This window comes from Helicobacter pylori FD535, from assembly GCF_000296015.2.
Classification (GTDB): Bacteria; Campylobacterota; Campylobacteria; order Campylobacterales; family Helicobacteraceae; genus Helicobacter; species Helicobacter pylori_CT.
This window is the reverse complement of record NZ_AKHP02000081.1, coordinates 14,890-34,954: the sequence shown is the minus strand read 5'-3', so window position 1 is coordinate 34,954 and position 20,065 is coordinate 14,890. Positions and strand designations below refer to the sequence as shown.

Below are 20,065 nucleotides of genomic sequence, written 5' to 3'. Positions count from 1 at the left end.
AAGCTTAAAAGCAATGTTAATACCTTTTTTTAGAACGCTTAAAAACCACTAAAAGATTACAAATATTTCGTTAAAGACAAATTATTGATTTTGTTCGTGGAAGCCAGAACGGCGTTATAGTTGTTAGTGAGATTGGAAAATTTATTGTAAGTTTCTGCCATATCCGTGCCGGTCGTTTCCCCACGAATGCTTTGAACTTGCGTTTTTAAAACTTCATTACGCCTGATAATGTTTTCAAACGCCTTGCCATGAGCGCCGTTTTTAGCGATCATTTTTTCTATATGATCGCTCAAGTGATCGATGAGGGTGATGCCGTTTTGAATGCCTAAATTACGCATGTCGCTAGAATAAGTATCCCCTAAAGCGTCCGGGCGATAAATCCCTTTTCTTACCGAAGTGATAATATTTTCTAATTGATCAAAAAAATTCACGCTGGGTTTGTCAATAATGAGAGCGTTATTAGCGTTTAATTTAAGGCTTGGTTTGTCGCTGTGCAAGGCGTTTTGAGAAAAATCATTCGCGTCTTTATCAAAAAGCATGAACTGCATTTTGGTGTTTGAGTGCATGTTGTCTTGGATAACGACTTTTCCCTCTTCATTCAAATTGACAGAAAGGTTGTCTTTAGCCTGTTTTAACAATTCAATAAAGCGCTCCTTGCTTTCTTTTGAGGTAGGGTTATCGCTGATTTGTTGGTAGATGGCGGGGTCAGTGTTGCTGTAATTGAGCGCGATACTCATCGCATCCATAAGTTGCCTGTAAGTTACTTCATTGGGTTTGGAAGCTTGAATGTCAGCGCTTGTGGGGTCATAAAGCGGGATTTTAATGCCATTAGGCAAACTCAAAAAAGCCCCATTACTATCCAAGATCATTTGCACTTTTAAAAACGAGCCATTCACATCGTTTAATTTCATGTTAAAAACGCTATTTTCTAAACTCCCCTTAGCGGCTTCACTCAGTTTAGTAGAGCCATTAGCCGCGCCATTTTGAGCGATTTGAGCGGCATTGCTTTCTAATTTCGCCCCTTCTTTATTGAAATAGGTTTTTTGGTATTCGCTCGCATTATTAGTGGGAATGCCGGCCACTTCTAGCCCTTTTTGATCTAGGGTGCTTAAAGCCAAAGAAATAGGCGATTCTTTAGAAGAATTGTCAATGATCCTCAAACGCCCGTTTGTTCCAATTTCCACATCCACTTCATTATTAAAGCGTTCTTTAATCGCATCTTTCAAATCTTTAATCGTAGAATTTTTCACGTCTAAAAGAATGGGAATATCCAAGTTAATAGGGAGGTTTGGGATTTTAATAGCGCTTGTTTCGCCCAAACGGCTGGCGTTGATCTTTAAAGTTTCCACGCTATCGCCAAAAATCTCGCTCAATTTAGTGTTTTTGTTGGCTAAAACATTGTCTTTAGTTACAAACACGCTAGGGATTTCAAGCACTTTAGGATTATACATGTTAGGCACTGCTTGAACTTGGCTCAAACTCCTATCCGTTACAAACGCGCTTTTGACATATTCAGTAACCCTTTTACCGCTCGAACGCAAGGCGTCTAAATCATCAAAATCCCCATCGCTAGAAATCAAATGGAAATCCAAATTTTCACTGCCAGGCGTTAGGTTTTTGATCTCAATTTGCCCCCAATTATTCAAACTCACATCCACGACTTTATTTTGCGAAGTGTTCCCGTAAGCATGACCGATTTTATCCAACAAATCGCTCACTTTAGTCGCGCTTTTTTGATTTTGATAGGCTTTATCTAGCGCGAATTTTTCTTTAAAACTAGAGCCATCAGGCCTGATGCCTTGCAAATAAAAAAACTCTTTAGGGTCATTGGTGGGGTCTTTATCGTTATCGCCGATGAGTTCTCGCAAGGTATCGCTGGGTTTAATAAAAACTTCTTCAGGCAATGAAGAATGCTCTAAAGCGTCCATCACATCAGGGTGGAGCTTGTTTTGATTGAATAATTTAATGTTGGTGGTGATGAGTTTGTGTTTGTCTTTATCCGCACCTAAAAACAAATCTTGCCCGCTGATATTATAAGGCACAAGGTTATCAGAGCTGATGAGCGCGTTTAAATCTTCGCCATTGCCATGGTATTTCCCCTCGCTATCAATGGGAGGCCTATCCACCTTACTGCCCCCGAATAAAAATTCCCCCCCTATAGAGGTGTTAGCGACATTCATCATATGCTCCCTCAAGCGTTCTAAATCGTTAGCGATAGCGGCGCGAGAAGTCTCTGAATGCACATCGTTAGCGGATTGGATGAGCTTGGTTTTAAATGCCTCCATTGTTTTGGAAAATTCTTGCAAGGCTTTGTCGGTATTGAGCGTTGAAGTGTAAGCGTTTTGAGCCACATCAATGCCTTGATCTAAGGTGTTTTCTTCGTATTGGAATTTTAAATTCTGGTTGTTAATGTTGCTGTTTTGATAGCCATAACGGATTTTTAGCCCTGAAGCGATCTGCGTGTTAGCGTCGTTGATTTTATTTTGTAAAGCGTTTTGATAGTTATTCATTTGGTTGTATTTTGAGCCAAAGGTAACGCGCATGATCAAATCCTTATGGGTTTTTTAACAAACAAGCTAAAAGTATTCCAAAACAAGTTAATAACAATTGTGAGTGGTTTGAGTGGGGCAATAATGCGGGGTAATGATGGCGGGTTAAATGGGGTGTTTTTGAGTAAAAAAATTCTTTTAATGTGAATTTAATCTAAATTTAAAGTTAAATTTTAGCAAATACTCACTATAATAAGCGTTTATTTTAAAAAGAGCGTTCAGTTTTTAAGGAATAGAAATGTCATACGCAATATTCAAACATGGCGGTAAGCAATATAAAGTCGTTGAAGGCGATATTGTTTTACTGGATAAAATGGATAAAGAGCCTAAGGCTTTAGTGGAATTAGTGGAAGTGCTAGCCGTATCCAAAGAGGGCAAGCTCTCTTGCGGGAAACCCTTTGTGAATGGGGCTAAAATTGAAGCGGAAGTGATCAATGAAGGGCGCGGCAAAAAAGTCATCACTTTCAAAAAACGCCGCCGAAAAGACAGCAAAACCAAGCGTGGTTTTAGAAGAGATTTCACTCGTGTTAGAATCACTAAAATTGTAGCATAAAGGAGTATTAAACAATGGCACACAAGAAAGGTCAAGGGAGCACGCAGAATAACAGAGATTCTGCAGGAAGACGCTTAGGCGTGAAAAAATTTGGCTCAGAATTTGTGAGAGCAGGGAATATTATCGTGCGCCAAAGAGGCACTAAAATGCATCCTGGTAATAATGTGGGCATGGGGAAAGACCATACCTTATACGCGCTCATCGATGGCGTTGTGAAGTTTGAGCATAAAGACAGAAACCGCAAAAAAGTTTCTGTGGTTAGTCAAAATTTTGGGGAGTAGGGTAACCTTTAAAGGTTAATTAAACTTTTGGTGTTTGTTAAACGCCTATAAACGCAATAAAATATTTATAATTTAGATCTCTATCCTTTATAGAATTTGTTGTGGAGATTGGCTTATGAATAATGTTTTTGTTAAGGGTTTGTTTTTTTTTCTTTTGTTGTTTGGGTTCTTTTTGAAAGCTTCAGAAGACCCAAATGCTACTCTTAATCCATCTAAAGAAAATGTTTCTGTTGAAGAGCAAAAGCGTTTTGGAGGCGTTTTGGTTTTTGCTAGAGGCGCTGATGGCTCGAGCATGGATCCGGCTTTAGTAACTGATGGCGAAAGCTATGTGGCAACGGGCAATATTTATGACACGCTCGTGCAATTCAAATACGGCACCACAGAAATTGAACCAGCCTTAGCGACAAGCTGGGAAATATCCCCAGATGGTCTTGTATACACCTTTCATTTACGCAAAGGGGTTTATTTCCACCAGACGAAGTATTGGGATAAAAAAGTAGAGTTTAGCGCTAAAGATGTGCTGTTTTCGTTTGAACGCCAAATGCATAAGGCTAAACGATACTACAGCCCAGGGGCTAAAAGCTATAAATATTGGGAAGGCATGGGCATGTCTCATATTATTAAGAGCATTGAAGTTTTAGATGATTACACGATCAAATTCACGCTTAATGGGCCAGAAGCCCCGTTTTTAGCCAATTTAGGCATGGACTTTTTGAGCATTTTGAGTAAGGATTATGCTGATTATTTAGAACAAAATAATAAAAAAGACGAGTTGGCTAAAAAGCCTGTTGGGACAGGGCCTTTCAAATTCTTTTTGTGGAATAAAGATGAAAAAATCATTCTTTTAAAAAATCAGGATTATTGGGGGCCTAAAGCTTATTTGGATAAGGTGGTGGTGCGCACCATTCCTAATTCTTCCACTCGCGCTTTAGCGTTGCGCACCGGTGAAATCATGCTCATGACCGGGCCTAATCTCAATGAAGTGGAGCAGTTAGAAAAACTTCCTAATGTCGTGGTGGATAAAAGCCCTGGACTAATCGCTAACTGGCTTTCATTGAACACGCAAAAAAAGTATTTTAACAATCCTTTGGTGCGTTTAGCTATCAACCATGCGATCAATGTTGATGATTACATTAAGGTGATTTATGAAGGCTTTGCCCAAAAAATGGTCAATCCTTTCCCGCCCACCATATGGGGTTATAACTACAGCATCAAACCCTATGAATACGATTTGAAAAAAGCTAAAGAGTTATTGAAACAAGCGGGGTATCCTAACGGCTTTAAAACCACCATTTTTACCACTTCCACTCGTAACCCAAAGGGAGCGGTGTTCATACAAGCGAGCCTGGCTAAAATTGGCATTGACGTGAAAATTGAAGTGTATGAATGGGGGGCTTATTTGAAAAGAACGGGCTTAGGCGAGCATGAAATGGCGTTTGCAGGCTGGATGGCAGACATTGCGGATCCGGATAATTTCTTATACACCTTATGGAGCAAGCAAGCAGCCTCAGCTATACCCACTCAAAATGGTTCCTTTTATAAGAGCGACGCCTTTTCAGATCTTCTTGTAAAGGCTAAGCGGGTTTCTGATCAAAAGGAGAGGGAAGCCCTTTATTTAAAGGCTCAAGAAATTATCCATAAAGATGTGCCCTATGTCCCTTTAGCCTACCCTTATTCAGTGGTGCCGCATTTGTCTAAAGTGAAAGGTTATAAAACGACCGGAGTGAGCGTGAATCGCTTCTTTAAAGTGTATTTAGAAAAGTAAAGGGGTTGTATGCTGAGTTTTATCATTAAGCGTATTTTGTGGGCGATCCCCACGCTGTTTGGAGTGAGCGTCATTGTGTTTATGATGGTGCATTTAGTGCCAGGAGATCCGGCGTTAGTGATTTTAGGCGAAAAGGCCAATCAAGCCGCTATTGACGCTTTAAGGGAGCAGTTTGGCTTGAATAAGCCTTTGATAGAGCAGTATTTTTTCTTTATCAATAATGTGTTGCATGGCAATTTTGGCGCTTCTATCATGACCGGTGAGCCTGTGATGCATGAATTTTTGCAACGCTTCCCGGCTACGGTGGAATTGGCTTTGATCGCTCTGTTTATGGCTCTTGTTTTGGGTATTAGTGTTGGCGTGTTAGCCGCAATCAAACGCTATAGCATGTTTGATTATTCCAGCATGACTTTCGCTTTAGCCGGGATTTCTATGCCGGTGTTTTGGCTAGGGCTCATGCTGATTTATATTTTTAGCGTGCAATTGGGGTGGTTGCCTGTTTTTGGGCGTTTGAGCGATGTGTATTATTTAGATGGCCCTACAGGTTTTTATTTGATAGACAGCTTGATCGCAAGGGATTATGGGGCGTTTGTGGATACGATCAAACACTTGATTTTGCCTAGCATTGTGTTAGCCACGGTTTCTACCGCTGTTATTGCCAGAATGACTCGCGCGAGCATGGCAGAAGTGTCTAAAGAAGATTATGTGCGCACCGCTAAAGCTAAGGGGTGTAGCTCCTTTAGGGTGATTTTTGTGCACACTTTGCGTAACGCCTTAATCCCTGTAACGACTATCGCAGGCTTGATGCTGGCCGGGCTTTTAGGGGGGAGCATGATAACTGAAACGGTTTTCTCATGGCCTGGGATTGGTAAGTGGATCGTTAATGCGCTCAACCAGCGCGATTTCCCGATTATCCAGTCCATGTCTTTGATTATTGCCATGATGTATATTGGGGCTAATCTTTTGGTGGATATTTTATACGCTTTTATTGATCCTAGAATAAGGTTGTCATAATGGAGTCTTTTAGAGAATTTATCCAACAATTCAAAAAAAATAAGGCGGCAGTAGTTGGCGCATGGATTGTGCTTTTATTGGTGGTTTGCGCGATTTTTGCGCCCCTTTTAGCCCCGCATGATCCTTATGTCCAAAACGCGCAAGATCGCCTTTTAAAGCCTATATGGGAGCATGGGGGGAATGCTAAATACCTTTTAGGCACCGATGATTTGGGGCGCGATATTTTGAGTCGCTTGATCTATGGGGCTAGGATTTCTTTAACCATAGGGATTGTTTCTATGGGGATTGCGGTCTTTTTTGGCACGATACTAGGGCTAATAGCGGGGTATTTTGGGGGGAAAACAGATGCAATTATCATGCGCATCATGGATATTATGTTCGCTTTACCCTCTATTTTATTGATCGTGATTGTGGTCGCTGTGTTAGGGCCTTCACTCACTAATGCCATGCTCGCTATTGGGTTTGTGGGGATTCCTGGATTTGCAAGATTGGTGCGCAGTTCCGTGTTGGGCGAAAAAGAAAAAGAATATGTGATCGCTTCTAAAATCAATGGCTCTTCGCATCTTCGTTTGATGTGTAAGGTGATCTTCCCTAATTGCATCATCCCTTTAATCGTGCAAACGACAATGGGTTTTGCTTCCACGGTTTTAGAAGCGGCCGCGCTGAGCTTCTTAGGTCTTGGGGCCCAACCTCCCAAACCTGAATGGGGAGCGATGCTGATAAACTCCATGCAATACATCGCTACCGCTCCTTGGATGCTTGTTTTCCCTGGGGTGATGATTTTTTTAACGGTCATGAGTTTTAATCTGGTAGGCGATGGCATCATGGACGCTTTAGATCCTAAACGGGCCTCTTAAAAGGAGCTTGCATGATTTTAGAAGTTAAAGATTTAAAAACTTATTTTTTCACCGATAGGGGCGTGAATAAAGCAGTAGATGGCGTGAGTTTTGGCTTGAAAAAGTCTCAAACGCTTTGCATTGTGGGGGAGAGCGGGAGCGGGAAAAGCATCACTTCGCTCTCTATTTTAGGGCTTATTGAAAAACCGGGTCAAATTGTAGGGGGGAGCATTCAATTTTTAGGGCAGGATTTGTTGCGGCTCAAAGAAAAGCAGATGCAAAAAGAAATCAGAGGTAAAAAAATTGGCATGATCTTTCAAGAGCCTATGACAAGCTTGAACCCTTCCTACACGGTGGGGTTTCAGATCAATGAAGTGTTGAAAATCCACCACCCTAACCTTAACAAAAAAGAACGCTTAGAAAGGGTGGTCTATGAGTTAGAGCGCGTAGGCATTCCCCATGCAGGGGACAAATACCATGAATACCCTTTCAATCTCAGTGGAGGGCAGCGCCAAAGGGTGATGATCGCTATGGCTATGGTGTGTGAGCCTGAAATCTTGATCGCTGATGAGCCTACGACAGCGTTAGATGTAACCATTCAAGCGCAGATTTTAGAATTGATGAAAGAGTTGCAACAAAAAAAATGCACCTCTATTTTGTTTATCACCCATGATTTAGGCGTGGTGGCGCAAATCGCTGATGAAGTGGTGGTGATGTATAAAGGGCATGTGGTGGAGCAAGCGAGCGCCAAAGAGCTTTTTGCTGATCCAAGACACCCTTATACGAAAGCTCTTTTAAGCGCGATCCCTAAACCAGGCAAAGAATACCGCAAAAAACGCTTAGAAACCGTAGATGAAAATACAGATTATTTGAGTTTCCAAAAGGAGTTACGATGAAGCTCTTAGAAATTAAAGAATTGAAAAAATCCTATGCGATAGACAGGGGGTTATTCAAGCCTAAAAGAGTGATACATGCGCTCAATGGGATCAGTTTTGAAGTGGAACAAAATGAAGTTTTAAGCATTGTGGGGGAGAGTGGTTGCGGGAAAAGCACGACAGCCAAAATTTTAGCCGGGATTGAAAGGCAAGACAGCGGGGCGATTTATTTCAATGGTAAGCGCCATTTGCATTTCAGCAAACAGGATTGGTTTGATTACCGTAAAAAGGTGCAAATGATTTTTCAAGACCCTTATTCTAGCCTGAACCCTCGGTGGAAAGTGGGCGAGATCATCGCTGAACCCTTGCTTTTAAATTCTCATTTTTCAAAAAAAGAAATCAAAACAAAAGTGCTAGAGATCATGCAAAAAGTGGGCTTGAAATTAGAATGGATCGATCGTTACCCCCACCAATTTTCAGGCGGGCAAAGGCAACGAATCGGCATTGCTAGGGCGCTCATTTTGCATCCTAGCGTGGTGATTTGCGATGAGCCTGTGTCTGCGTTAGACGTGTCCATTCAAGCGCAAGTGTTGAATTTGCTCTTGGATTTGCAAAAAGAAATGGGGCTGACTTATATTTTTATCAGCCATGATTTAGGGGTAGTGGAGCATATAAGCGATAAAATCATCGTAATGAATCAAGGGCAAATCGTAGAAACGGGAGATGTGGATAGCGTGATAAGCGCTCCAAAGCACCCTTATACGCAGAAATTACTCAATGCGGTGCCGCATTTGGAAAAATCCATGCAAAGGTTTGCTGAATAAAAGAAAGGATCTTTAAGCTGTGTTTGTAGATAGCGTGGAAATCATCATCGCTTCGGGTAAGGGGGGGCCTGGAATGGTGAGTTTTAGGCGGGAAAAGTTTGTCATCAAGGGAGGTCCTGATGGGGGCGATGGAGGCGATGGAGGCGATGTGTATTTTGAAGTGGATAACAATACCGACACTCTAGCGAGTTTTAGAGGCACCAAACACCATAAGGCTAAAAACGGGGCTCCAGGAGGCACACGAAATTGCACGGGCAAAAAGGGCGAAGACAAGATTATTGTCGTGCCGCCAGGAACGCAAGTTTTTGTAGATGATAAGTTGTGGCTTGATTTAGTGGAACCTAAAGAAAGGGTGTTAGCCTTAAAAGGAGGCAAGGGGGGGTTAGGGAATGCGCATTTTAAAAGCGCAACTAAACAACAACCCACTTACGCGCAAAAAGGCTTGGAGGGGGTTGAAAAATGCGTGCGTTTGGAATTAAAGCTCATCGCTGATATAGGGTTAGTGGGCTTCCCTAATGCGGGTAAATCCACGCTCATTTCCACCATCTCTAACGCTAAGCCTAAAATCGCTAATTATGAATTTACGACTCTAGTGCCTAATTTAGGGGTGGTGAGCGTAGATGAGAAAAGCGGATTTCTAATGGCTGATATTCCTGGCATTATTGAAGGGGCTAGTCAGGGAAAAGGCTTAGGGATTAGCTTTTTAAAGCATATTGAGCGCACCAAAGTTTTAGCCTTTGTTTTAGACGCTTCTAGGCTGGATTTAGGCATTAAAGAGCAATACCAACGCTTGAGGTTGGAGCTGGAAAAATTTTCACCCGCTTTAGCCAATAAGCCTTTTGGGGTGTTGCTCAATAAATGCGATGTTGTAGAAAACATTGATAAGATGACTAAGGATTTTTGCGCCTTTTTAAACTTAGAAACGCAAAAATTAGAGGCGTTTGGTTTAGAGCCGTATTTAGGGTTTTTACACCCCAATTTAACCAGCAATTTTGAAAAACACCCTAATGAAAAATCAGCGCTCTTTGTCTTACCCCTTTCAGCGGTTAGTGCCCTTAATGCGCATGCGCTTAAATTTGTGTTGTTGGAATCGTTACCATAAAACGCTATTTTTAAACCAATCCATTAAAATAAAGGCGAGAAATGAAAAGGTTTGTTTTGTTTTTATCGTTCATGTGTGTTTGCGTTTGCGTTCAAGCTTATGCCGAGCAAGATTACTTTTTTAGGGATTTTAAATCTAAAGACTTGCCCAAAAAACTCCATCTTGATAAAAAGCTCTCCCAAACAATACAGCCATGCACGCAACTTAACGCATCAAAACACTACACTTCTACCGGGGTTAGAGAGCCTGATGTCTGCACAAAGAGCTTTAAAAAATCCGCTCTCATGTCTTATGACTTAGCACTAGGCTATTTAGTGAGCAAAAACAAACAATACGGCTTAAAAGCTATAGAAATTTTAAACGCTTGGGCTAAAGAGCTTCAAAGCGTAGACACTTATCAGAGCGAGGATAATATCAATTTTTACATGCCTTATATGAACATGGCTTATTGGTTTGTCAAAAAGGCGTTTCCTAGCCCAGAATATGAAGATTTCATTAAGCGGATGCGTCAGTATTCTCAATCAGCTCTTAACACTAACCATGGGGCGTGGGGCATTCTTTTTGATGTGAGCTCTGCGCTAGCGTTAGATGATCATGCCCTTTTGTATAATAGTGCTAATCGGTGGCAAGAGTGGGTGTTTAAAGCCATAGATGAGAATGGGGTTATTGCTAGCGCGATCACTAGGAGCGATACGAGCGATTATCATGGAGGCCCTACAAAGGGCATTAAGGGGATAGCTTATACCAATTTTGCGCTTCTTGCGCTAACCATATCAGGCGAATTGCTTTTTGAGAACGGGTATGATTTGTGGGGTAGTGAGGCCGGAAAAAAGCTCTCTGTGGCGTATAACAAAGTTGCAACATGGATTTTAAACCCTGAAACTTTCCCTTATTTCCAGCCTAACCTTATCGGGGTGCATAACAACGCCTATTTCATTATTTTAGCCAAGCATTATTCTAGCCCTAGCGCGGATGAGCTTTTAAAGCAAGGCGATTTACACGAAGATGGTTTCAGGCTTAAACTCCGATCGCTGTGAATTTTTCTGTATTCAAGGTTATAGCGATAGCCATGCGCTTTAACCTTTTTATGAATGGTTTAGAAAGTTTGTTTCAGTCAGCATTATTTACAAAAAGAGTTTAAAATAAATGCAATTGTATCTCTTGAGTCGTCTTTAGAGTGCAAATGATTATCAAAACGAATCGTTTTAGTTGTAAGCGTGCTTGTTTACACTAAAATAATAAGCGTTATTGATAAGACCACATTAAAGGATAATGAATGAAAAAAATGGTTTTGGTATCGGTTTTACTAGCAGGGTTTTTGCAAGCGGTGAATTTGGATTTATCTTCGGCTAAGCTAACATGGACAGCCTTTAAATCTAAGGCTAAAACACCAGTAAATGGGAGTTTTGAAAGCATCACCTATAAATTGGGTAAATCTCAAGATAGTTTAAAAACCCTTTTAGAAGGGGCAACTGCGAGCATGGATAGCTTGAAAGTCAATTTAGGCGATGACACTAAAAACAAAAATGTGAAAGAAGCTTTTTTCGCTCTTTTTAAAAACACTAACATCAAAGTAACTTTTAGAAATGTGATAGAAGGCGATCATGAAGGTTCTCTTACGGCTTATGTGAGGATGAATGAAAAGTTGGTGAAAGTGCCTATGCAATACACGACTGCTGGTGATAAGCTCGTGGTTAAAGGGGTCTTGGATCTATTGAATTTTGGCTTGAAAAACGAATTAGCGAGCTTGGCTAAACGATGCGAGAGTTTTCATGAGGGCTTGACTTGGTCGCAAGTGGAAATCCAATTTGAAAGCATGATTAAGGGATAATTAAAAATCATGGAGTTGTTGCACAGCGTTAATGATTTTAATGAAGCTAAACAGGTGATCGCTGGGGGGGTCAATTCGCCTGTGAGGGCGTTTAAGAGCGTTAAAGGCACTCCCCCCTTTATTTTAAAGGGTAAGGGGGCGTATCTTTATGATGTGGATAACAACCATTATATAGATTTTGTGCAAAGCTGGGGGCCTTTGATTTTTGGGCATGCTGATGGAGAGATTGAAGAAAATATTGTTAATGTATTAAAAAAAGGCACTTCTTTTGGCGCTCCCACAGAGTTAGAAACCACTTTAGCTAAGGAAATCATTTCTTGTTATGAAGGCTTAGATAAGGTGCGTTTAGTGAATAGCGGCACAGAAGCGACCATGAGCACGATACGACTCGCTAGAGCTTATAGCCAAAAAGACGATTTGATCAAGTTTGAAGGGTGTTATCATGGGCATAGCGACTCCTTATTGGTGAAAGCGGGTAGCGGGTGCGCCACTTTTGGCTCTCCTTCTTCTTTAGGCGTGCCGAACGATTTTAGCAAACACACTCTAGTGGCTCGTTATAACGATTTAAACTCCACAGAAGAATGCTTCAAAAAAGGTGATGTGGGGTGCGTCATCATTGAACCCATTGCCGGGAATATGGGGTTAGTGCCGGCTCAAAAAGAGTTTTTACTGGGATTAAAGGCTTTGTGTGAAAAATACCAAGCGGTGCTGATTTTAGATGAAGTGATGAGCGGGTTTAGAGCGAGTTTGAGCGGTTCGCAAGAATTTTATGGCGTTGTGCCGGATTTGGTAACCTTTGGTAAGGTGATAGGCGCGGGGCTTCCTTTGGCGTGTTTTGGGGGGCGTGCGGAAATTATGGACTTGCTTTCGCCCATTGGGGGCGTGTATCAAGCAGGCACATTAAGCGGTAACCCCCTGGCGGTGTGCGCGGGGTTGAGTGCACTTTATAAAATCAAAAGAGACAAAACCCTTTATACCCGCTTAAACGCTTTAGCCGTTCGTTTGACTCAAGGTTTAAAAAAGAGCGCTCAAAACTATAACATCGCTTTAGAGACGCTCAACATGGGGAGCATGTTTGGCTTTTTCTTTAACGAAAATGCGGTGCGTGATTTTGATGACGCTTTAAAAAGCGATACGGAGATGTTTGCAAAATTCCACCAAAAAATGCTCTTTAAGGGCGTGTATTTGGCATGTTCAAGCTTTGAAACCGGCTTTATTTGTGAGCCTATGACTGAAGAGATGATTGATTTGGTGGTTGCAAAAGCCGATGAAAGTTTTGATGAAATCATAAAAGGTGTGTGAATTTTTTGAAAAAGCCAAAGTATTATAAATTCATAGAGGGGGCGAATTATTTGAGCTTGGGGCTTTCTATGGTGGTAGCGATCCTTATGGGCGTGGCTATAGGCTATGGGCTTGAAAAACTCACTCATGTTTCGTGGCTTTTTTGGCTTGGGGTTATTTGGGGCGTGTTAGCGAGCTTTCTCAATGTCTATAAAGCTTATAAAAACATGCAAAAAGAGTATGAAGAATTAACCAAAGACCCTAAATACACACAAAACAAAACAAAATAAATACAATAAAAGCCCATGTGCCAAATCAAATGCTTGCTTATTTTACTTTCTATTAATATAGTGGGTGCGATTATCGTTTATTTTTTCCAGGCATTTCAAGGGGTTTTGAATTTTGAAGGGGGTTTTTTGGGGTTTTTTATCGTGGCGTTGTCTTCGTATTACGGCGTTAAAAAGCGTTTGGATTTAAGGAAACAAAATTCAGGAGAAAAAGAAGAAAAGCAAAAATTCCAAAAATTCGCCCTGGGTTTGGAAATGTCTTTCAATGTGTGGCGTTTAGGGGGGTATGGGGTTTTACTAGGCATTTTAGGAGCGCTTTTATTTTTGCATCTTTTTAACGGGTTAATCTTTCTTATCGGCGTGTTTGTGAGCTCGCTCTCTAGCGCGTGGCTACGATTTTTAAACCATAATGGTAAGTTTTGACACAAATTCCTATGGATTTTAACCCCTTTAATTTTCTTTTAATTTCTGATCCTATACAATAAAAACAAAAATGGGAGTGGATCTTGAAAACAAAAAATCCTGCTAAAAGAATCCTAAAAACCGCTGTGATTCAAATGCAATCCAAACCCTACGCCTTAAATGAAAACCTGCAATTAGCGCTCAGTCTAGCTAAAGAAGCCCACGACAAAGGCGCGAATCTCATTGTTTTACCGGAATTGTTTGACAGCGCTTATTGCGTGAATGATAAAGACGCGGAGTTTGGGATAGATTTTAAAGCGATAGAGCATGGCAAGCTAAAAAACGAGTCGTTGAGAGCGTTAAGCGGTTTTGCAAAGGCTAATAAAGTGCATTTAGTGGCGTGTAGCATTGAAAAAACGAATAAAAAACTCTACGACAGCGCTTATATCATTCCGCCAAAAGGCGGGATCGTTGGAAAACACCGCAAGGTTTATTTGTGGGGCGATGAAAAATCGCGCTTCAAAAGGGGCAAAAAATACGAGGTTTTTACGCTGGATTTTGGGGATTTTAGCGCGAAAGTGGGTTTGCAAATTTGCTATGAAATCGGCTTTGGCGTGGGCGCGAATCTTTTAGCGTTACAAGGAGCGGAGATTTTAATCTATCCTAGCGCGTTTGGCAAAGCTAGGGCTTATAATTGGGATTTGTTGAGTAAGGCTAGAGCGTTAGAAAATGGCTGTTTTGTGTGCGCGTGCAATCATAGCGGGGAAGAGACTAACGCTCAATTAAAACAAACTCTAGAGTTTGCCGGCGATTCAAGAATCATCGCACCCAATGGGAAAATCATCGCGCAAGCCACTAAACTCAATGAAGTCATTATCGCTGAAATGGATTTGAACGAAGCGGCACTGCAACGCCAAAAAATCCCTTATTTACAAGATTTTGACACCAAACTCACCAAAAAGGGGTTTGGAAAACTCACTTAAAAAGGAGCGATTATGGCAAAAGAAATTTTAGTGGCTTATGGCGTGGATATTGATGCGGTGGCTGGTTGGTTAGGGAGCTATGGTGGGGAGGATTCGCCTGATGATATTTCGCGCGGGCTTTTTGCGGGTGAAGTGGGGATCCCACGGCTTTTGAAATTGTTTAAAAAATACCATCTCCCGGCGACTTGGTTTTCGCCGGGGCATTCTATTGAAACTTTTCCTGAACAAATGAAAATGATCGTGGATGCAGGGCATGAAGTGGGTGCGCATGGGTATTCGCATGAAAACCCTATCGCTATGAGTGTTAAGCAAGAAGAAGATGTTTTGTTAAAAAGCATTGAATTGATTAAAGAACTCACCGGCAAAGCCCCCACAGGCTATGTGGCGCCGTGGTGGGAGTTTTCTAATATCACTAATGAATTGCTTTTAAAACACGGCTTCAAATACGACCACTCGCTCATGCACAATGATTTCACGCCCTATTATGTGCGCGTGGGGGATAGTTGGAGCAAGATTGATTATAGTTTGGAGGCTAAGGATTGGATGAAGCCTTTAATCCGTGGGGTGGAAACAAATTTAGTGGAAATCCCTGCGAACTGGTATTTGGACGATTTACCGCCGATGATGTTCATTAAAAAATCCCCCAATAGCTTTGGTTTTGTGAGTCCGCACGATATAGGGCAAATGTGGATCGATCAATTTGATTGGGTTTATCGTGAGATGGATTATGCGGTGTTTAGCATGACAATCCACCCTGATGTGAGCGGACGCCCGCAAGTGTTGCTCATGCATGAAAAAATCATTGAGCATATCAACAAGCACGAGGGCGTGCGTTGGGTAACATTCAATGAAATCGCTGATGATTTCTTAAAACGAAACCCCAGGAAAAAATAGCGGTTGAGATTGCCTCTAAGTTGGTGTGAATTTAGTGGGATTCGCACCAACTGTTACAAATAAGCTTTCAATTCATTTTCCATTAGTTTGATTGTTTTATTGAGAATTTGTTCATCTAAAGGTTTGAAATTTTTGTGTATGGGTTGGTTTATGTCTCTTTCGCCTTTGAGTAAGGTTACTATATTTAGATTCACGCTTTCAAAGTAGCTCATTATAGAATGCGTGGGTTTTGATCCCAATAGGGTTTCTGGTAAAGCTGAATAATCCCCTCCTAATTGACTTTCTAGCTGAAATAAATAACAGGATATATTTGGATATAAAGTTTTAAGGAGATGAAAATCTACTAATATTCGCTTTAGCATAGCATTTTCCGTATAGGCTTTACACTCTATCCCCATAACCAATTGATTATCCACAAATAAATATATGTTTATCAACGCTCAATCCGTAATAATAATCTTTCTTACGCTCTAATATATATGCCCTTACTTGCTTGTTGGCTATATTTTCTATGTAGCTGTCTTTGATAGGAATCTTTATTTTATTAGAATTTATTTCAAGCCTATTGGCTTTAGCGCCAATATTTTGCCACGCTATTTTTACAATCTCTTCGCTGATGTATTCTTGCAATTTGCCTTTAGCACTTCTTATAACTCCGCCATACGCCCTGCTATCTTGCCCTTGAGCATCTTTATCAATATCTTTAACCACGCTATTATAAACTTGTATAATATCTTCTATAGAACTCAAATCATACCTCTCAATTAAATAAATTTGTTACTTCTTTTAGTCTTGCTCTTGCTACTTCACAATATTTTTCGCTAATGTCTATGCCTATGAAACGGCGTCCTAATTGTTTGGCGACTTTTGTCGTTGTCCCTGCACCATTAAATGGGTCTAATACAATATCATTTTGATAGGAAAATAGTTTTAAACACCGCTTTACTAATTCTTCTGGGAACATTGCATCATGCCCGTATTGTTTCATGTTGCGTTCTGGAGCGAAGTTCCACTTTCCATAAACCCACTTTTTAAATTCATCATCGGTTATGTCAATGCTGTCTTTATCGCCCTCTTTTTTAAGGTTATTTTTGCAAAAAATTTCAATAAACTCCCACGAATATTTTAAATATGGTGCAGCAGGGCTTTTCCAGCTTCCCCAAGTGCAGTATTTGCAGTTGTAGTTATTCTTTTCCCATAAAATCTCGCCTTTCCAAATAAGCCCTTCATCAATGAAAAATTTGCTGATAAAATGGTGTGTAGGGATATAATCGCTAAACATAGGTTGGATATTGACAATGATTCGCCCTCCGCTTTTTAATACACGAATACACTCTTTAAAAATGGCAAAAAGCGTGTTGAAATACTCTTGCCAAAGATTTGTATCCTGTGTTGCGTTGTAATTGATGCCAAAGTTGTAAGGTGGCGAAGTTAGCACTATATCATCTATGCAATTATTTGGGAGCTTTTTTAAAAACTCCAAGCTATCTTCGCAGTAAATTTGATTAAGACAGCTTTGAATCTCATTTGTCTCCTTGCTAAACTCTTTTTTGTAAGATTCGTAAGCCAATCTTGCCTTTGCGTTTTGCTTTTTGTTGGCGACTTTTTTGGCTTTGTTGAAGCTCTTAAACACGATTTTGCCATTTTGACTAGAAAATGAGCGAATTTTATACAACTCCTCTAATGTCTTTTGAACCAGCGTATTTTGTGTAGTAGATTCAAGCATTTTTAAATCCACAATGTCAAAATTAAGCGTGATATTTGAAGGATTAACAATCGATTCAATACCGCAAGATTGTAACAATGAAAGCGCATCTGTTATCTCATCTGGTGCATAAATATTTTCTAGCGTGAGAGTTCTATAATCCTGCATTAAATTTCCTAATCAATAAACAATTAAACAGCACGAGATTTATTCTTGTTTTTTCAGTAAAATTGTAGCATGATTTAGGTTTAAAAGGTTGGAAGATGTGTGTTTTATGCGGGGAGCTTATCAGTTCTTTTCATTGGACCGATGGGAGCGGTAGTTATGAGAATGAAAATTTGAAAGGGCAAAATGCGCTTATTAGTACTAATGAAAACGCCAGAGAACGCAAAAGAGCGCGGCTCAAACGGGTAAGATTGCTCAATCAAATCCTAGCGTTTTATGGGCTAAAAATTAATGATTGGCAAGGCACAAAGTTTGTGCTGTGCGATAAAAAAGGGCAAAGCGTGATGGTGAATGATTTAGGCGATTTGTGGGATAAGGCGCAAAACTTAGCCAAAAAAGAGATGGACGCGCTAGATTCTAATCTGTTAGCGTTTTTGAATCAAAACACAAACGCCATTCACTGATGTCCAAAATCCCTATCACGCTCATCACCGGTTTTTTAGGCAGCGGTAAAACGAGTTTTTTAAGCGAATATTTAAACCAAATAGATCACCAAGGCATTGCTCTTATCATCAATGAAATCGGTCAAGCCGCCTTGGATCAACGCATCTTAAGCGTTCAGTATTGCGGTGAAAAAATGCTCTATCTTAATGCAGGGTGCGTGTGTTGCAACAAACGCATGGATTTAGTGGAGTCTCTAAAAGCCACGCTCAATGACTATGAATGGCGCGGCGAAATTTTAAAGTGCATCATCATTGAAACCACCGGCTTAGCCAACCCGGCGCCGATTTTATGGACGATTTTGAGCGACACTTTTTTAGGGGCGCATTTTGAGATTCAAAGCGTGGTGGTTTGCGTGGATGCCTTGAACGCTAGAATGCATTTAACCAACAATGAAGCTAAAGAGCAAATCGTTTTTGCTGACAGCGTTTTATTGACCAAAACGGATTTGCAAAACGACAGTGCGGCTTTAATGAAATTAAAAGAGCGTTTGTGGGCCATTAACCCCAGCGCAGAAATTTTTGACAAGAAAAATATCAATTACGAAAGCTTTTTTTCACGCAAAAATAGAGCGCATCGTGTGATCTTGCCAGCAAAAGATTCGCACTCGCAAGGCTTTGAAACTTTAAGCATTAATTTTGAAGGGGCAATGGAATGGAGCGCGTTTGGGATCTGGCTGAGCTTGTTATTGCATAAATACGGCACGCAGATTTTACGCATCAAGGGGATTATTGACATTGGAAGCGGCTTTTTGGTGAGTGTTAACGGCGTGATGCATATCATTTACCCGCCCAAGCACATTTTAAAGGATCAAAACGGCTCTAACCTCGTTTTTATCATGCGCCATTTAGAGCGTGAAAAAATCTTAAATTCATTAAAGGGTTTTAAGGATTTTCTCGGCATCAAGGGTTTTGAAACCCAATAATTCTTTATTTATTGATAACTGTTTGCATTTTGATAGGGAAAAGAACGATGAAGCTTAAAACCAAACACGCCCCACAAATGACAAAAATCAAAAGATAGCCTAAATCTCCTAAAAAGATCGTAAAAAGATACGAAAAAAGCGCTTGGAAAATGCCAAAAGAAAACACCACCCACGAAGACGCTTTAGCGAAATGCTTGGCGCCTGCAATCTTTAAAGCCATCATGCTGAATAAATTGATATTGGCGGTTGTGGCCGCTCCCATTATAAAGATGCTTAAATTGAGTAAAGAGATTTGGTGGAAAAAAATGGGCAAAAAGCATGCGATAGATTTTAAGATAAGGATAGAGATATTAGCGTTTTTAGCCCCTAGTTTTTGAGCCATGGGGCCGCTGATTAAAGAGCCAAGCGTGGCCCCAAAACCAAAAAACGCCCATGAAGTTCCAGCGATAGTGGGGGAGATGTTTAAATGGCGGATCAAATAATCCACCCAAAAAAGCGTGTGCGGTAAAAAACCAATCGCATTGAGCGCGCAAGAAATAAGCAATAACCACAAATGAAAGGGGATTTTAAACGCACTTTCTTCTTTTTTAACGGATTTTTTCCTTAAAGAACGGTTTTTTAACCCAATCAAGGAAAGAATAAAGGCTATCAAACAACTGCCCCCTAAAAAAATCCATGCCCATTTGATATTATAAGAGCTGATCCAAGGCAGAACAAACCCGCTAAAGACAGATCCAATGCCTACAGCGCTAAAAATAAGCCCCCCCACTAAGGCTTTTTTATTTTCTTTGACATAGGGTAAAGAGAGAGGAGCGACTAAAATCATTAACGCGCTGCTAGCCACACCGGCGATAAAACGCCAGATCCAAAGCCAAAAGAAAGGGATACTATCAAAATAACAGATTAAAAAACTCAAAGCGATCAAACCAAAACTGATTTTAGCGATGCTTTCTAATGACATTAACGGGCTTAAGAATTGGATTAAAAAACTCCCAAAAACATAGCCCATCAACACCGCAATACCCAATTGGAAGCTTTGGTGTGGGGTTAAACTCCCTGATAAAATGAGTAGAGGGATTAAAACCACATAGCCAAAACGAGCCAAGCCGTTAGACACAAAAACCCCTAAAAAGCAAACAAACACGCGCATTTTAATCCTTAACAAAGTTATAAAAAACAAGATCTTATATTATATTGAAACTTGTTAATTGATAGCGCATAATGGAAGCGAGATGAGAATAAATTGAAGGAGCGTTCTTTATCAATACCCGTATTCTTAAAGAGTTCCCACG

General features: G+C 40.6%; 20 protein-coding genes and 1 pseudogene. 17 read left to right on the top strand and 4 right to left on the bottom strand.

What is annotated here, in order from left to right; all coding sequences use genetic code 11:
* Nucleotides 1–56: 56 nt before the first annotated feature.
* Nucleotides 57–2,543, bottom strand: coding sequence for a flagellar hook-associated protein FlgL (gene flgL / locus DV63_RS17650; protein WP_001266698.1), 2,487 nt, complete (start codon nt 2,541–2,543; stop codon nt 57–59).
* Nucleotides 2,544–2,787: 244 nt separating this feature from the next.
* On the opposite strand from flgL, the gene rplU reads away from it, so the two are divergent.
* The 15 genes from rplU to DV63_RS17575 all read left to right on the top strand — a co-directional run bounded on the left by rplU (nt 2,788) and on the right by DV63_RS17575 (nt 15,477).
* On the top strand, nt 2,788–3,102 hold the full coding sequence (gene rplU, locus DV63_RS17645; RefSeq protein ID WP_000119318.1) for a 50S ribosomal protein L21: 315 nt from the start codon (nt 2,788–2,790) through the stop codon (nt 3,100–3,102).
* 14 nt (nt 3,103–3,116) lie between these two features.
* Complete coding sequence (gene rpmA, locus DV63_RS17640) at nt 3,117–3,383, top strand: 50S ribosomal protein L27 (protein WP_000940618.1); 267 nt, start codon at nt 3,117–3,119, stop codon at nt 3,381–3,383.
* A 115-nt stretch (nt 3,384–3,498) separates the two neighbouring features.
* A complete protein-coding gene (locus DV63_RS17635) occupies nt 3,499–5,148 on the top strand; it encodes an ABC transporter substrate-binding protein (protein ID WP_001066753.1) in 1,650 nt (549 codons plus the stop codon).
* Nucleotides 5,149–5,157: 9 nt separating this feature from the next.
* Entirely contained in the window at nt 5,158–6,162 is a 1,005-nt protein-coding gene (locus DV63_RS17630) for an ABC transporter permease (protein WP_000948013.1), read from the top strand.
* Nucleotides 6,162–7,019, top strand: a complete 858-nt coding sequence (locus DV63_RS17625; protein ID WP_000443369.1) for an ABC transporter permease — start codon at nt 6,162–6,164, stop codon at nt 7,017–7,019. Before DV63_RS17630 ends, DV63_RS17625 begins: the two co-directional genes overlap by 1 nt.
* An 11-nt stretch (nt 7,020–7,030) precedes the next feature.
* Nucleotides 7,031–7,894, top strand: a complete 864-nt coding sequence (locus DV63_RS17620) for an ABC transporter ATP-binding protein (RefSeq protein WP_000599911.1) — start codon at nt 7,031–7,033, stop codon at nt 7,892–7,894.
* Nucleotides 7,891–8,697 carry an ABC transporter ATP-binding protein gene (locus tag DV63_RS17615; RefSeq protein ID WP_000770471.1) on the top strand — a complete coding sequence of 269 codons (807 nt, stop codon included), beginning with the start codon at nt 7,891–7,893 and terminating at the stop codon, nt 8,695–8,697. Before DV63_RS17620 ends, DV63_RS17615 begins: the two co-directional genes overlap by 4 nt.
* A gap of 19 nt (nt 8,698–8,716) precedes the next feature.
* Nucleotides 8,717–9,799 carry a GTPase ObgE gene (obgE, locus tag DV63_RS17610; protein WP_000497257.1) on the top strand — a complete coding sequence of 361 codons (1,083 nt, stop codon included), beginning with the start codon at nt 8,717–8,719 and terminating at the stop codon, nt 9,797–9,799.
* 41 nt (nt 9,800–9,840) lie between these two features.
* Entirely contained in the window at nt 9,841–10,836 is a 996-nt protein-coding gene (locus DV63_RS17605; protein ID WP_000819968.1) for an alginate lyase family protein, read from the top strand.
* Between the two features lie 239 nt (nt 10,837–11,075).
* A complete protein-coding gene (locus DV63_RS17600; protein ID WP_000738938.1) occupies nt 11,076–11,630 on the top strand; it encodes a YceI family protein in 555 nt (184 codons plus the stop codon).
* Between the two features lie 9 nt (nt 11,631–11,639).
* Nucleotides 11,640–12,932, top strand: a complete 1,293-nt coding sequence (gene hemL / locus DV63_RS17595; protein ID WP_000421568.1) for a glutamate-1-semialdehyde 2,1-aminomutase — start codon at nt 11,640–11,642, stop codon at nt 12,930–12,932.
* Between the two features lie 5 nt (nt 12,933–12,937).
* A complete protein-coding gene (locus DV63_RS17590; protein ID WP_031203131.1) occupies nt 12,938–13,201 on the top strand; it encodes an AtpZ/AtpI family protein in 264 nt (87 codons plus the stop codon).
* A gap of 15 nt (nt 13,202–13,216) precedes the next feature.
* Nucleotides 13,217–13,621, top strand: coding sequence for a hypothetical protein (locus tag DV63_RS17585; protein ID WP_000336424.1), 405 nt, complete (start codon nt 13,217–13,219; stop codon nt 13,619–13,621).
* An 83-nt stretch (nt 13,622–13,704) separates the two neighbouring features.
* The gene (locus DV63_RS17580) at nt 13,705–14,583 is read left to right on the top strand and encodes a carbon-nitrogen hydrolase family protein (RefSeq protein WP_000850753.1); all 879 of its coding nucleotides are present in this window, start codon (nt 13,705–13,707) and stop codon (nt 14,581–14,583) included.
* 12 nt (nt 14,584–14,595) lie between these two features.
* Nucleotides 14,596–15,477, top strand: coding sequence for a polysaccharide deacetylase family protein (locus DV63_RS17575; protein WP_001040416.1), 882 nt, complete (start codon nt 14,596–14,598; stop codon nt 15,475–15,477).
* A 53-nt stretch (nt 15,478–15,530) separates the two neighbouring features.
* Here the strand turns inward: DV63_RS17575 and DV63_RS17570 are convergent.
* Nucleotides 15,531–16,227 (bottom strand): annotated as a pseudogene (locus tag DV63_RS17570) (restriction endonuclease).
* A gap of 10 nt (nt 16,228–16,237) precedes the next feature.
* Nucleotides 16,238–17,350, bottom strand: a complete 1,113-nt coding sequence (locus tag DV63_RS17565; protein WP_001154462.1) for a DNA-methyltransferase — start codon at nt 17,348–17,350, stop codon at nt 16,238–16,240.
* Nucleotides 17,351–17,445: 95 nt separating this feature from the next.
* On the opposite strand from DV63_RS17565, the gene DV63_RS17560 reads away from it, so the two are divergent.
* Nucleotides 17,446–17,811 (top strand): hypothetical protein, encoded by a 366-nt coding sequence (locus DV63_RS17560; protein WP_000337948.1) that lies wholly within the window; start codon nt 17,446–17,448, stop codon nt 17,809–17,811.
* The gene (locus tag DV63_RS17555) at nt 17,811–18,773 is read left to right on the top strand and encodes a CobW family GTP-binding protein (RefSeq protein WP_000036201.1); all 963 of its coding nucleotides are present in this window, start codon (nt 17,811–17,813) and stop codon (nt 18,771–18,773) included. The genes DV63_RS17560 and DV63_RS17555 overlap by 1 nt, the downstream gene beginning before the upstream one ends.
* A gap of 4 nt (nt 18,774–18,777) precedes the next feature.
* Here DV63_RS17555 and DV63_RS17550 read toward each other — a convergent pair whose 3' ends face one another.
* A complete protein-coding gene (locus DV63_RS17550; protein ID WP_001263577.1) occupies nt 18,778–19,923 on the bottom strand; it encodes a YbfB/YjiJ family MFS transporter in 1,146 nt (381 codons plus the stop codon).
* Between the last annotated feature and the right edge of the window lie 142 nt (nt 19,924–20,065).